Here is a 15,401-nt window from a genome sequence, read left to right as displayed (position 1 = left end):
TTTAATTTATACAGTCAGTTATTTGGGTGAGCAATAATTGGAGTATAGTACGAAAAGATTAAGGTTTTATTAGCTGGAAAAAATTCTGTAAAAACTTATAAAGACACTAAAAAACAACTAACAATCAATCTTATATATAACCCTCTGATTAGATCATTTATTGATTTTTTTGCGATGAAGGAATGCGGTAATTCTTTGGTTTAATCGTCCCGGGGAGACTGCAACAGCGTAAGACAAAATCTTGTTAATAACACCTGGAATGATGAACAACTTATTCTTTTTAAGATCACGATAGGCTATTTTTGCTACCTTCTCAGCTGACATGACGCCTATAATGCCATTGGCAATGAAGCTATTGTCCATATGCGCTGCATGAAAAAAATTCGTTTGTGTAGGTCCTGGGCAAAGGATAGAAAGCCTAACACCGGTGTCTTTTAATTCATAGGCTAAAGCTTGAGAAAAAGAAACCACATAGGCTTTAGATGCGTAATAAGCAGCCATATAAGGGCCTGGCTGAAATGCTGCAGTTGAGGCAACTTGAAGAATCTTTCCTTTCCCTACTTCGACAAATTTTTTCGCAAAGTAACGAGTTAATTCCGTAAGCGTCACTATATTTAATTGTAATAATTTGTTTAAGTCCAGGGAGTCCATCGATACCAAGTCTCCCAAATAGCCTATGCCAGCATTGTTTACCAGGCAATCAATTTGATAGTCTTTAATGGATTCAATTAACTTCGATGCACTATCACTATGGCTTAAATCCATAGAGATGATATCAATATGAATAGAACAAGTGGCACGAATAGCCAGAGATAACTCCTTTAACAGCTCTTCATCTCGAGCACAGAGTATTAAATCATGGCCTTGTTTGGCGAACTCAAACGCCAAAGCATGTCCTATTCCCTTCGAAGCTCCTGTTATCAGCGTTGCCATCTTCTGTTCCTTCTAATGACGGGTTTTCTATCATTATAGTTTCTAATGGCTCCTCACCTTGTTTTAATGCAATGCATAATTCTCGCGCTTTTAGCCAATTGTTAGTGCTTAATAATTTCAAAATACGGTTGTTTTGTCTGGGTAATAAATGCCATTTGTCATAAAATTCAGGCTTTTTTAATTCCTCAAAATTTTGAGGATTTTGCAATACTACTTCAAGCACTTTCAGTTTATTCACTACCTCTTCAATTTTCTCCAAATAGGAAGTATTTAAAATTTGAATAAACATCGCTAAAAGAACATGTTGCTCGCCCTTTATCTCCCTTAAATACTTCAAACCAGCTAAAGGACGGTTCAAACTAAGAGAGTGTCTGGCTAGCTTAAATAAGTTAATGTCACCAGGTGTAGTCAGAAATGCACATGATAGTTTATGAAATATTGGATAAATCGCTTCAAACAACTGCATATTTCTAATTACCCATTGTTTCTCTAATATACTTCCTGTTTTGATAAAACTGGTATTCTCCGAAGCTTTTTTTTCTTTCTCATTGCTCTTTTCTTTCTCACAAGTTGCAAAGTGCTGATTGCGTAACTGCTTAATTTTTTGCTCTTCCACCCCTTCTTTCCTAGCTTCCAATGCTACTCGCTCAAACCAGGTGCCGTGGCCACGATAACAACAAAAACACAACAGTTCCTCAATGGAGGCAAATGTAGAATACATATGCTCTTCATTTTTTGCCGAGCCTTCATCCACGTTATATCGCACATTAATATAATTCTTTGCCGCTTTATAGCCATTATCCACCAGGGTATTTTGCGTATCTTGATCTAAATCAAACTGCGTAGAGGAAACATTACCGACAGGAATTAGCACGACTTGATTACTGTGCTGCAAAAGTTTAAGACGATCACGCTCCCAACCACTAACCGGATCTCTCACACCAGTCAATAAACCATAAATCCAATTCCAAAAAAAATTTTCTCGATAAACTCTATCGACAAATTTATCCAATAAACCTCTTTCATAACCATTATCAAATTGGAAAGCGACCATACTTAAACAATTACCATGCTCGGATTCGAGAAATGTCGACAAATCACCTCTGAATGCCTCTGTGGGAAGATTATTTAAAATGCCGCCGTCCTTGTGTTTCGCTCCTTCAACAATGGTCGGTTTAAACACGAGGGGAAAACTTGCCGATGTTTTTACAGCTTCACTAACCTCCATCCAGGGTGTTGTTGCATAGGAAAAATATCTTGTTTTTCTTCTTTCTACATTCGTTGCTGTAACAATTAACTTATCTCCCAAACTACACTCAGGGATGCGTTGCTTAAGAGAATGTAATGATTCAAATGTAATTTTTCCATGCTTAAAAACTTTGTCTGCTAAAAATCGTCGTCCTTCAGGTGTCTTATCTACCTCATAGGTTTTAATAATTTCATTAACTTTTTTAGTAATCATGTAATCCAGAGCTGCTTTCATTGCTCTTGCATCAGAAAGGCCTGAACTATCAATATCGTAATGGATTAAATTATCTTGTTTAAACCATTGAAAAAAAGTAAGAATATCGTTCGAGGAATAGCCAAGATAACATAAAACCGCCATAATGGCTCCTGCTGAACTACCTGCATGCTGACTTGGTTTAATACCAACTTCCTCAAATGCTTTTATTGCCCCTACATGGGCAAAAATTTTTGCGCCTCCTCCACAAAAAACCCTACTACTTAATTCTGGACGTTTCTCTATAACCAGAATATGACCATCCTTATCTCTTTTGAAAACCTGTACATCTCCCTCGCTAAAGAGCAAATGATATTTTTTACTGCCACTATGAATTTCTTCAAGCTCTATTTCTTGTGGCATCTCCTCAAACAAGGCCTTCATCCAATCCCATAGTCTCTCGTACCATGGTTTTGCACTAAATAATCGTTGTGTTTGGCGATATTCACGCATTGCCTGCATTCTTTGGGAATTAGAAAGCACTCCAATTGAAAAGGGATGGGGTTGACTAACCATGCTGTGGAAATCACAAGAAGAAAGATCTGTTGCTAGTAATTTATCAACCATATCATCAGTAATTAACACCCGTTTCGTGTTACGAAGAGGTTCTATCTGATTGTCATTTGTTTCATGATATTTTTCTCCTTTATCTTCAATAGCAAATTGCTTTAATCCAATTAATAAACCATGTGCATCCTGACAAACTTCTAAACCAGTTATTTGATGATTTAGCGAGGAATCATAAGAAGCTAAATGCCAATGATAAGATTTTCTACGATAAAATAAGAGATTGATTACCTTTCCCCACCAACTTAAGCCTACTTCTGCAGTATATCCCCGGTAATTATTGGTAGTTACACCGCTTAGTAATTCCTGATGAGCATCTCTGCCATGAGGGACAAGAAACCATTTTAAAAATTTATCGCGAGATTGCTCGCTTAGCCGAGTGAAATCAATGATGAGTCGCTCCTCATCTAATAAATAATCAGCTAATGAATATTTCTCATCAGGCGACAAACCATTGATGCGAAACCACCCATGATGCACTGTTAGCAAAAATTTTTTTAGCAAAAGAATATTGGGATAAAGTACTATATCTTTGCGCAACAACCCATCAAATGTGTTCTCTTGTGGCATAATAGTAGTCCTTTAGTTGCGAGTCATTCATCAAAACACGTGCATTCCTATGCGCGTGTACGAAATAATTTTTGCTAAATTATTTAACTAATTTATTACTAACATAAATCAATGGGTAAATAAATATCATTAGACATCTAGGTATTTCTGAAGTTTCTAATTGAACGTTTGTTAATATTCGATTAGCCCATTTGCGACAACTGTGTTTTTTCTGAAAATTGGGGGGGGGGGGAATGAGATAAATTTGCCAGCAAATGTCTTAGGGGAGCCTTCAAATAATTACGTGCATATCCGCGGTAGGTAGCAAAGTTTAACTGGCACTTAGCGAAGTGCTTGCACGACTGTAGTCCAAGTTCCAGTTTGCTATGGTTACGAGTGTATAGGGACCTGCTATTTATCTTATTGAGGAAATAATTTTTTCAACGACATTTACAGGACTTTGAGAACGTGTGATCGGACGCCCGACAACTAAATAGTCACTGCCAAGTTCAACTGCTTCTTGCGGTGTCATAATACGAGATTGATCATTTTTATCACTTTCTGGCAATCTAATTCCTGGTGTAACAGCAAGAAAAGGTGCGTTGCAAGCAGCCTTAATAATAGGAACTTCAAAAGCGGAACAGACAACTCCGTCAAGCTCGGCAAGCTTTGCGAGTTTCGCTAATCTTTGTACTTGCTTTTCAACAGAAGGCTCTACCCCAATTGCTGGTAAATCGTTAGCATCCATGCTTGTTAAAACTGTTACGGCAACTACTAAAGGACGGTTAATGCCATAAGCATTTACGGCTTCTCTTGCGGCTCGCATCATTGCTAAACCACCAGAGGCATGAACCGTAATCATCCAAACACCAAGTTCCGCACAGGCCCGACTAGCTTGAGCGACTGTATTTGGTATGTCATGAAATTTTAAATCGAGGAAAACTTTGAAGCCTTTCTGAATTAATCCACAAACAAAATCAATACCAAATAAAGTAAACATCTCACTGCCAATTTTTAAAGCACATTGGCTGGGATTCAGCTTCTCCACTAGTGCTAGCGCATCTTCTTGCCTACAAAAATCAAGAGCAACAATAAGCTTTAAATTCACTTATGCACCTACCAGCTCACTGGAAAGACAAGTTTCCACAGCACGAGCAACTTTCTGTTGATCCTCTAAACTCATGTAAGGATGCATTGGTAAACTAACGACATGTTTACTCGCTTTTTCTGCATAAGGGAAATCACCTAATCGATAATCCAAATAAGCCAATGCTTCTTGTTGATGCATCGCAACAGGATAATGAACTGCAGTGGGTATTCCCAGGGCTTGCATTTGTTTTTGAAATTGCTCGCGATTGGGAACTTCAATTGTATATTGTGCAAATACACTTGTATTACCAGACATTATATGAGGGGTTTTAACAATATGTGCAAGCAACTCTTCATAACGTTGTGCTACCCGTTGGCGTAATGCAATTTCATCGGGGAATAATTTCATCTTTTCAATCAGGATAGCCGCTTGAATGGTATCCATACGCCCATTAATACCAATTCTACGATGACAATATCTCGCGTTTTGCCCATGAATACGAATTTCCAGCATTCTCTCTGCCAAAATATCATCATCAGTAAAGCAGGCCCCAGAATCCCCATAACCCCCTAATGGTTTAGAGGGGAAGAAACTTGTGCAACCTATTGTTGACAATGCACAGGAGTAAGCACCGTAATAGGTTGCACCAAAACTTTGTGCAGCATCTTCGATAACTGGCAAACCATGCTTTTTTGCAATAGCATTGATGGCGTTCATGTCAGCACATTGTCCATATAAACTAACTGGCATGATCGCCTTAGTTTTAGCAGTTATTTTAGCTTCAATTTGATTTGCATCAATATTGTAAGTTAATGGATCAATGTCAACGAATACCGGTTTAGCCTGGCAAAGCGCAATTACTTCTGCCGTTGCAAAAAAACTAAATGGGCTTGTGATAACTTCGTCGCCAGGTTCCAGCTCTAATGCCAAAAGAGCCATTAACAAGGCATCTGTACCACTGGAATTCACAATAGCATGTTTGACACCTAAAAATTTTGCCAACTGTTCTTCCAATTTGGCTATTTCAGGTCCCATAATGTATTGACCATGTTCTAAAACGGCTTGAATACTACGAAGGACATCATTTTCAATTAATTTGTATTGTTTTTTAAGATCAATAAATTGCATAACTTTCTCAAATTTAGCTGAAGGATATAATTAGACTATTCGCTTAACTGCTAAAGGACTAATCCCCTTCTAAACCATGGACTGGCTTCATTCTACCCCACTGTTTACAACTTGGGCAATGCCAATGCAAATGTTTCCCTCCAAATCCACACTGACCACAGCGATAAATTGGCTTATTATCTAAAAATTTACTAGTAATATCATAGAGCATTTGTAATTTATCCCTGACTTTTCCATAAGCCGTTTCAAGGTGCCAAAAAATAAGGCGATTTAGCCCACGAATAGAAGGATGTGTACTTAACTTGTCAGAAACAAAATCAATGGCAGTGTCCATATTCTTTTGGTCACGCAAAACCTCAGCAATAACGAAAATAGTTGAAGCACGAGGATGCTCTGTCAAGGTATTTTGCAAATACTCGACGCATTCATGCATCGCATCTAATTCACGATAACAAGTTACTAGCGGTTCTATAATTTCACTTAAAAATTCGGGATCTTGCTGGGGTACACGTCTTAAAGAACGAATAGCCTGTTTATAACGGTGATTTTGTATATCAAGAGATGCTTGCATTAAACTCGCGCGAACACACATTTTGTCCACTGCTAAGGCTTGTTTAATAGCATTTTGGGCTTTTTCCATTAAATTTGCTTTTAATGCTTGATTGGCAATTTCACAATAGTAATGAGCAGCCTGGATATGCATACTCTGTCCTAAAGAGAGCTCTATTTTTTTAATAATATCCAAGGCCTTTTCCCAAGCCTTTTCTTGCTGATAGATAGCGAGCAAGCCTTGTAAACTACATGTTTCGCTGCTTCCTCCCATTTCCACTACTTCTAAAAAAATACGCTCTGCCCTATCAAATAAACCTGCGCTCATATAGTCCTGCCCAAGCGCTAACAGGGCTTCTTTACGTTCTCTAAGGCTCAATTGTGGGCGCGCAATTAAATTCTGGTGAATTCTTATTGCTCTATCAACCTCTCCTCTGCGCCTGAATAAACTTCCTAGAGCTAAATGCGTTTCAACGGTCTCGCTATCGACCTCTAAAAGCTTAATAAATACATCCACTGCTTTATCAGGTTGCTCGTTTAATAAATAATTTAAACCGACAACGTATTCGCGAGATAAACGATTATTAAAATCTGTTTCTTTGCCAGAATAATTACGGCTAGCGACCCACCAACCAGACCAAGCTGCGGCAGGCAACAATAATGGCCATAAATTAATCATTAAAGATCTCCATTATTTCGTTTGTCCAAAGCGGATAGTAATAAATCTGCTAAATTCTGAATTATCTCACTCTCATCGTCAATTCACTTTGAAACATAATTAATTTTCATTCCCTGGCAGATAAAAATTGGTTTTTATGTCAAATCCTTATCTGGCCAGCAGGAAATAGATTCCGTCTACGCGGGAATGACATAAGTAAAACGTTAACAATACGCGTCACACTCTGCACAGGAGAATCCATTCTTACAGTCATTCCTAACCTGTATAAATTACACCTAGGAGAGTGACAAAGGTAGGTTCTCTCGATCTCAAAATCAGTATTTTCCCTCAGTGATAGGATAAAAAAACCTCCATAACCATTGTCTCCCAACAAATTTCCTAAAATTAATGCTGATCTTGCAATGGAATCGATCTTAAATTCTTAATTTCCTTTTCCGTTAACTTAAATTGATTTTTAAGTTTTAAAAATTCTACCTTAAGACGCCAATAACGAGATAAAAATAAAAGAAACCCTAAAAGTAAGCCTATACCAAGCATAATTGTCATTAAAACGGAAATAGGCATCGTGATTTTTGTAATGTAAAAATTAACTTGCACTGAAGATGCGTTTAGTGCGGCAAAAGTTACCCCTAATAAAATTAGCAATAAATAAAATATCGTTATAAACAAGCGCATTGCATTATCCCTATAATGGATTCCACGATGGTGGAATAGATACGATTTGCCAGAATGCTTAATCTAAAAATGCGGTTACATTAATTAGACTGTGGAAACTCTACCCGATCTTTTTAGCGTAATACTCTATCATTCCAGTGAAATTTAAAAAAGATAAAAAAAAAGCGTAGTCACCTACGCTTTTTTAATTGAAGGAGAGTTATTGTTACTCGCCTTCTTTGCTTGCCATTTTCTCTTTAAGAAGGTCACCTAATGTCGTTGAAGCGACATCGCCACTACGTGAATACTTCTTGATTGCCTCTGCTTGATCTTGAGCATCTTTAGCTTTGACAGAAAGAGCAATAGTTCGATTTTTCTTATCAACATTGATAATTTTTGCTTCGACCTCATCACCTTCTTTGAAGAGTTGAGTAGCATCGTCGACTCTTTCTTCAGACAATTCATTAGCGCGAATAGTACCAACTACTTCTGGAGCCAAATCAATTGTTACTGTCTTGGCATCCACTGCAGAAACTGTACCTTTGACGATAGCGCCTTTGGCATGTTCTTCTACATAAGTAGTAAACGCATCACCTTCTAATTGCTTCAAGCCTAAAGAAATTCGCTCGCGTTCAGCATCAATAGCCAAAATAACAGCTTCCAGTTCTTGGCCTTTCTTGAATTGCTTAACAGCTTCTTCACCTGGTGTATTCCAAGATATGTCAGATAAGTGAACCAAACCATCAATATCACCATCTAAGCCAATGAAAATTCCAAAATCAGTGATTGAACGGATTTTTCCTTTAACTTTTTGGCCTTTGCTGTGAGTTTGTGAGAATTGATGCCAAGGATTGCCAACACATTGCTTCATACCTAAAGAAATGCGGCGACGCTCTTCATCAATTTCTAATACCATTACATCAACGACGTCACCCATTGAAACAACTTTGCTTGGGTGTACGTTTTTGTTAGTCCAATCCATTTCAGACATATGAACTAAACCTTCGACACCTTCTTCAATTTCAACGAAGCAGCCGTAATCAGTAATATTAGTAACTTTACCTTGTAATTTTTTACCGACAGGATAACGCTCAACCAGGTCAACCCAAGGATCATTACCTAATTGTTTCATACCTAATGAAACACGGTTACGCTCACTATCAAAGCTCAATACTTTCACACGAACATCTTGGCCTACAGAAAGTACTTCACTTGGATGCTTAACTCGTTTCCAGGAAATATCGGTAATATGCAACAAGCCATCAATGCCGCCTAAATCAATAAATGCACCGTAATCAGTGAGATTTTTGACGATACCATTGAGTACTTGGCCTTCATGCAATGATTCAAGAAGCGCTTGTCTGTCGGCACTGCTTTCTTCTTCAACAACAGCACGACGTGAAACAACGATATTGTTGCGCTTCAGATCCATTTTAATCACTTTAAATTCTAATTCTTTACCTTCAAGGTAGGATGGATCGCGAACAGGTCTGACATCGACCAAAGAACCAGGCAAAAATGCGCGAATTGAGCCGATTTCAACAGTGAAACCACCTTTAACTTTACCAGAAATCAAACCAGTAACTGTATCGTTGTTCTCATGGCATTTTGATAATTTACGCCATGCTTCTTGGCGTTTTGCTTTTTCTCTTGATAAGAGCGTCTCGCCGTAGCCATCTTCTACTGAATCCAAGGCTACTTCAACGGTGTCACCCAAGTGAATTTCTAATTCACCATTTTTATCCTGAAATTCTTCAACAGCAACGATACCCTCTGATTTTAAACCAGCATTCAGGGTTACATAATCATCATCAATACCGATAACTTTTGCTGTGATAATCGCACCAGGATAAAACTGTGCACCAACGATACTTTGCTCAAATAATTCTTTGAAACTTTCAGACATATTAATAAACTCTTTAGTAAAAAAATGAAAGAACGAGATCCTCTCGCCTTTCCCCCAATTCGCTACTGAAAAAACAAGTGCTCATCGACCAATTTTAATACATTATCGAACACTTGTACAATCGTTAAGCCTGTCGTATCAATAAAAGCAGCATCCTCTGCTGGCTTGAGTGGCGCATGAAGCCGAGAGGTGTCTCTTGCATCACGTTTAGCCAACTCATCTACAACTTCGGCGAGGCTAGCATCAATTCCTTTTTCTTTCAACTGTAAATAACGTCTAAATGCTCTTTCTTCTGAGGTAGCATACAAATAAATCTTTAAAACAGCATCTGGAAACACCACTGTGCCCATATCTCGACCATCCGTAACTAAACCAGGTAACATTGCAAAAGCTCGCTGACGAGCAAGCAAAGCTTCTCTGACTTCGGGCAAAACGGCAATTTTTGAGGCATCTTGTCCACATTGTTCGCTTCTTATTTCCTCAATAACGTTTTTACCTTCTAAGAGAACTTGAGGTTTTTGCTCTGGATCTGTTTCAAATCGCAAATCCAGAGAATTAGCCAACGCTGCCAGGGCACCTTCATTCTGAAAATCTATTCTTTTTTTTCTGGCAGCTAACGCAAGCACTCTATAAATAGAGCCACTATCTAATACATGCCAATGCAAATGATTCGCAAGCATATGACAAATTGTGCCTTTGCCAGTACCACTTGGACCATCTAACGTAATGACTGGTACATTCTTATCTGACTTCATTGTTAATTTCCTTGATAGCCAAATTAATTTTGTTGGCTGTTTTTACAAAAGTTGGAAACGACGTTGCAACATTTGCACAATCTTTAATGGTTATCGGGCCCTTTGCTATAGCCCCGGCTACTGCAAAAGCCATGGCAATGCGATGATCATGATAACTTTTTACTTCACCACCTTGTAATTCACCACCATTAATAAATAAGCCATCTTCAAAAGCTTGTGCTTCAATACCTAAATTTTGTAATCCCTCAACCATAACACCAATTCTATCACTCTCTTTACAACGTAATTCTCTCGCGCCATGAAGTAGCGTCTGTCCCTTTGCACAAGCCGCAGCAATAAAAATAACTGGAAATTCATCAATTGCGATGGGAACTAAATCTGAGGGGATATCAATTCCTTCAAGTGGTGCATATTTTACACAAAGATCAGCAACTAATTCCTCGCCACATAAGCGTTTATTATTCAAGCTGATGTTTGCACCCATACGAGTAAGAATTTGAATAATACCTGTTCTTGTAGGATTAATACCCACATTTCTAATCACTATTTCCGATCCAGGTATTATTGTTGCCGCTACAATAAAAAAAGCTGCCGAAGAAATGTCCCCAGGAACAATAATATCTGTACCTATACACTCACTTTCTGAGTTAATAATTATTGTGTTTTCAGCTTTTTGAATAGGATAAGAGAATGTAGTCAACATTCTTTCAGTATGGTCACGGGTAAAACCAGGCTCTATCACCCTTGTTTCTCCTTGAGCATAGAGACCTGCCAGCAATAAACATGATTTCACTTGTGCACTCGCTTCAGGCATCTCATAAGTAATACCTTGTAAGGAATGACCACCGCGAATAAATAGAGGAGGTTTACCCTCTGTCGTTCTTATTTCGGCACCCATTTGCACCAATGGACGACTGACCCTTTCCATTGGTCTTTTCTGCAGGCTTTGATCACCGTTGAGCTCGCTATCGAAGGATTGTGCAGCTAGTAATCCTGCAAGTAGTCGCATTGTCGTGCCTGAGTTTCCACAGTCAATGACCCCTTTAGGTTTTTGTAAGCCATATTTACCTACGCCATGAATAACCACGCGTTGGGCAACAGGCCCCTCTATAGCCACACCCATCGCTTGAAACGCTTTTAAGGTTGCTAAACAATCCTCCCCTTCCAGAAAGCCACTTACAGTGGTTATACCTTTCGCAATAGCGCCTAAAATAATCGCACGATGTGAGATAGATTTATCACCGGGAACTGTTATATCACCCGACAATGATTGTACAGGGCTACTCACAAAATCTAGCGGTTTCATCGATCATATTCCTTAGCAAAATCACACATAAATTCGATAAGAGCGTTTACGCCTTCTAAGGGCATCGCATTATAAATACTTGCACGTAATCCACCCACAGCACGATGACCTTTTAAAGCCAACAAATTTCGCTTGTGTGCTTGTGCTATAAATAACTCTTCAAGCGTTGCATCTTTGAGATTGAAGCAGACATTTACCAGCGATCGAGCTTCCCTGGCAACTTTACAATAATAAAAAGAAGAAGAATCAATATAACTATAAAGTTTAGCTGCTTTTTTACAGTTAACTGCGTACAGAGCATCAATGCCTCCTTGCACTTTTATCCATTGAAACATCTTTGCAGCTAAATAGCAGTTAAATGTTGGCGGTGTTGCGTAGATAGATTTTTCTGCAACGTGAATACGGTAGTCCAGCATGGTCGGTAAGGTTTTCTTGCCGATTGTGTCTAGGAATTCGTCTTTTACAATCACCACAGTCAATCCGGCATTAGCAATATTTTTTTGAGCACCAGCAAAAATTAAATCATAGTTTTGCACTTGAACAGGCTCACTTAACAAGCTGGAAGTCATGTCAGCAATTAAAGGAATACCCGGAATTTTTGGCTCTTGTGGAAAACGTATACCATTAATTGTTTCGTTGGACGTAAAATACAAATAGCTGGTATTTTCAGCAATCTGCCACTCACTTGTAGCGGGAATATTAGTAAAACCATGCTGTTCATCAGTAGCTACACAATAGGCTTTTTTTAATTTACAAGCTTCCTGATAGGCAATGGATGACCAGAGCCCCGTAATCAAATAGCCTGCCTGTTGGTGTTCACTTAAAAAATTTAGCGGGATCATGCCAAACTGCATGCGGGCGGCACTACCTAAAAACAAAATATGATAATTTGTCGGTATTTTTAAAATATCACGCAAGTCATGCTCAGCTTCCGCCATTAAATGCGTGAACTCTGGAGTTCGATGTCCAATTTCCATGATGGACATTCCTGAGTTTTGCCAATTCAAAAGCTCTTGTTGAGCTTCTCTTAGAATTGGCTCAGGCAACATAGAGGGACCTGCACCGAAGTTGTATCCCCTATTCATTATCGCCTTCATTTTCCTCATTGGAAGGAAGCGTATTATCCATACTCATTTCCTCGTTGATTTCAGACTCATCGGCATTTTCTTCACCAAGATCCTCAATACGCTGCATGCCCACTACGTGTTCACCAGCACTTACATTAATAAGTCGAACACCCTGGGTATTACGTCCAATAATGGACAACTCAGAGACTCTAAAACGAACGAGAGTACCTTTATTGGTGATAAGCATTGCTTCGTCGTTGTCTTCCACCTGGAGAGCACGAACAACTTTTCCATTTCGTTCATTGACCTGAATAGAGATAACGCCCTGACCACCTCTTCCTGAAACACGATATTCTTCGATATGCGTGCGTTTACCATAACCATTTTCAGTTGCAGTCAATATGGTGCCATGAGGTTTGGCAACAACAAGGGAAATAACAGATTGATTTTCGTGTAAACGAATACCTCGAACTCCACGAGCGGTTCTACCCATGGGGCGTACAAGATTCTCATCAAAACGAACAACTTTACCTGCATCAGTAAAGAGCATAATGTCCTTACTGCCATCAGTAATATCAACACCGACCAATCGGTCGTCCTCATCTAAATCGACTGCAATTATTCCTGAAGAACGTGGACGGCTAAATGCTTCAAGAGGAACTTTTTTTACCGTACCATGTTTGGTTGCCATGAACACAAAATATCCTTCTGTGTATTCTCGAACAGGTAACATGGCATTGATTGATTCATCAGCTGCCAGAGGCAGGATATTAACGATAGGTTTACCACGGGAAATCCGACTTGCAAGCGGTAATTGATAAGCCTTTAACCAATAAAGTTTTCCATGATTGGAAAAACATAATAAAGTGTCATGAGTGCTAGCAATTATCAAACGCTCTACAAAATCCTCATCTTTCACATTTGTTGCAGATTTGCCTTTGCCTCCACGACGCTGTGCCTGATACGCGGAGATAGGTTGATATTTAACATAGCCTTGATGAGATAAAGTAACGACGACATCTTCTTCGGTAATTAAATCTTCGATTGTTAAATCTTCTTGGGATGCGGTAATTTCAGTGCGGCGACTATCACCAAATTGAGCTTTTACTTCCAATAATTCTTCGCGAATAACCTGCATTAGGCGCTCAGGAGAAGCAAGAATATCTAATAACTCTTTAATAACTTTTAATAGCTCTTCAAATTCATTAATAATTTTATCTTGTTCTAAGGCTGTTAAACGGTGCAATCTTAATTCAAGAATGGCTTGAGCTTGATTTTCGGATAAGCGATAACCCGCATCCGTTAAACCAAAATCACTGGTTAAATTATCCGGACGAGACGCATCACTACCTGCATTTTTTAACATTGACTTAACTAACCCTGGCTCCCATAGCCGTGCTAATAAAGCATCTTTTGCTTCTTGGGGAGTCGCTGATCGCTTGATTAAATCAATCATCTCATCAATATTTGCCAAGGCAATGCCCAACCCTTCCAAAATATGGGCACGATTTCTTGCTTTCTTAAGTTCAAAAATAGTACGTCTAGTAACAACTTCACGTCGATGCTTGATAAAATGATCAAGGACTTCTTTCAGATTCAGAGTACGAGGTTGTCCGTCTACTAAAGCAACCATATTGATACCAAATACATTTTGCATTTGGGTATGGGCATAGAGATTGTTTAAAATGACTTCGGGTACTTCACCGCGCTTAAGTTCAATAACAACACGCATCCCTTGCTTGTCAGACTCGTCACGTAAACCGGAAATGCCTTCGATGCGTTTTTCACGCACTAATTCAGCAATTTTTTCAACTAAACGGGCTTTGTTAACTTGATAAGGCAACTCCGTGATAATGATTGCCTGTCGGCCTGTCTGATTTTCAGTTTCAATCTCCGTACGCGCACGAACATAGATACGACCACGACCTGTTCGATACGCCTGAATAATTCCCGCTTTACCATTAATAATGGCGGCTGTTGGAAAATCAGGACCAGGAATATAATTCATTAAATCATCTAATGATAAATCTGGAGTATCTACCAAAGCCACGCAAGCATTAAGTATTTCAGTAAGATTGTGTGGAGGAATATTGGTCGCCATCCCTACCGCAATACCTGAGGAACCATTCACTAAAAGATTAGGAATTCTTGCTGGTAAAACAACAGGGGCAAACTCAGTTTCGTCATAGTTAGGACTAAAATCAACCGTTTCCTTTTCCAGATCAGCCAGCAAAGAATGGGCAATTTTAGACATTCTGACTTCTGTGTAACGCATCGCTGCGGCAAAATCACCATCCACCGAACCAAAGTTACCCTGTCCATCAATAAGCATGTAACGCATAGAAAATGGCTGAGCCATGCGGACGATAGTATCGTAAACGGCAGTATCACCATGCGGATGATATTTACCGATTACATCCCCTACAACACGAGCTGATTTTTTATAGGGTTTATTCCAGTCATTACCTAGTTCACTCATAGCAAAAAGCACGCGTCGATGCACGGGCTTTAAACCATCTCGGACATCTGGCAATGCTCGACCAACGATTACACTCATCGCATAGTCCAAATAGGATTGCTTTAATTCGTCTTCAATATTGACTGGTATGATTTCTTTGGCTAAATAAACCATGACTAGGACGTGTCCTTATGCGTTGTTCGCAGATAATTAAGGTTAGAATAATAGCATACAGGGTGCTTTAATTGAATCAATATCA

General features: G+C 39.0%; 11 protein-coding genes. All 11 read right to left on the bottom strand.

What is annotated here, in order from left to right:
• Positions 1-153: 153 nt before the first annotated feature.
• Positions 154-933, bottom strand: coding sequence for an SDR family NAD(P)-dependent oxidoreductase (locus PXX05_RS04880; RefSeq protein WP_275089941.1), 780 nt, complete (start codon positions 931-933; stop codon positions 154-156).
• Entirely contained in the window at positions 878-3,571 is a 2,694-nt protein-coding gene (gene vpdC / locus PXX05_RS04875; RefSeq protein ID WP_275089940.1) for a Dot/Icm T4SS effector VpdC, read from the bottom strand. Before vpdC ends, PXX05_RS04880 begins: the two co-directional genes overlap by 56 nt.
• 394 nt (positions 3,572-3,965) lie before the next feature.
• Positions 3,966-4,658 carry an orotidine-5'-phosphate decarboxylase gene (gene pyrF, locus PXX05_RS04870; protein ID WP_275089939.1) on the bottom strand — a complete coding sequence of 231 codons (693 nt, stop codon included), beginning with the start codon at positions 4,656-4,658 and terminating at the stop codon, positions 3,966-3,968.
• The gene (locus PXX05_RS04865; RefSeq protein WP_275089938.1) at positions 4,659-5,768 is read right to left on the bottom strand and encodes a DegT/DnrJ/EryC1/StrS family aminotransferase; all 1,110 of its coding nucleotides are present in this window, start codon (positions 5,766-5,768) and stop codon (positions 4,659-4,661) included.
• A gap of 58 nt (positions 5,769-5,826) precedes the next feature.
• Positions 5,827-6,996, bottom strand: a complete 1,170-nt coding sequence (gene lapB / locus PXX05_RS04860) for a lipopolysaccharide assembly protein LapB (protein WP_275089937.1) — start codon at positions 6,994-6,996, stop codon at positions 5,827-5,829.
• Between the two features lie 384 nt (positions 6,997-7,380).
• Entirely contained in the window at positions 7,381-7,671 is a 291-nt protein-coding gene (locus tag PXX05_RS04855) for a LapA family protein (protein ID WP_275089936.1), read from the bottom strand.
• A 205-nt stretch (positions 7,672-7,876) separates the two neighbouring features.
• Positions 7,877-9,556, bottom strand: a complete 1,680-nt coding sequence (gene rpsA / locus PXX05_RS04850) for a 30S ribosomal protein S1 (protein ID WP_275089935.1) — start codon at positions 9,554-9,556, stop codon at positions 7,877-7,879.
• 62 nt (positions 9,557-9,618) lie between these two features.
• The gene (gene cmk / locus PXX05_RS04845; RefSeq protein ID WP_275089934.1) at positions 9,619-10,311 is read right to left on the bottom strand and encodes a (d)CMP kinase; all 693 of its coding nucleotides are present in this window, start codon (positions 10,309-10,311) and stop codon (positions 9,619-9,621) included.
• Positions 10,298-11,617, bottom strand: coding sequence for a 3-phosphoshikimate 1-carboxyvinyltransferase (gene aroA, locus PXX05_RS04840; RefSeq protein ID WP_275089933.1), 1,320 nt, complete (start codon positions 11,615-11,617; stop codon positions 10,298-10,300). The genes cmk and aroA overlap by 14 nt, the downstream gene beginning before the upstream one ends.
• The gene (gene serC / locus PXX05_RS04835) at positions 11,614-12,714 is read right to left on the bottom strand and encodes a 3-phosphoserine/phosphohydroxythreonine transaminase (protein WP_420844631.1); all 1,101 of its coding nucleotides are present in this window, start codon (positions 12,712-12,714) and stop codon (positions 11,614-11,616) included. The genes aroA and serC overlap by 4 nt, the downstream gene beginning before the upstream one ends.
• A complete protein-coding gene (gyrA, locus tag PXX05_RS04830; RefSeq protein WP_275089932.1) occupies positions 12,695-15,316 on the bottom strand; it encodes a DNA gyrase subunit A in 2,622 nt (873 codons plus the stop codon). Before gyrA ends, serC begins: the two co-directional genes overlap by 20 nt.
• Between the last annotated feature and the right edge of the window lie 85 nt (positions 15,317-15,401).

It is taken from the genome of Legionella cardiaca, from assembly GCF_029026145.1.
GTDB lineage: Bacteria > Pseudomonadota > Gammaproteobacteria > Legionellales > Legionellaceae > Tatlockia > Tatlockia cardiaca.
The sequence above is the reverse complement of the archived record's forward strand: the minus strand, read 5'-3'. Positions and strand labels throughout refer to the sequence as shown.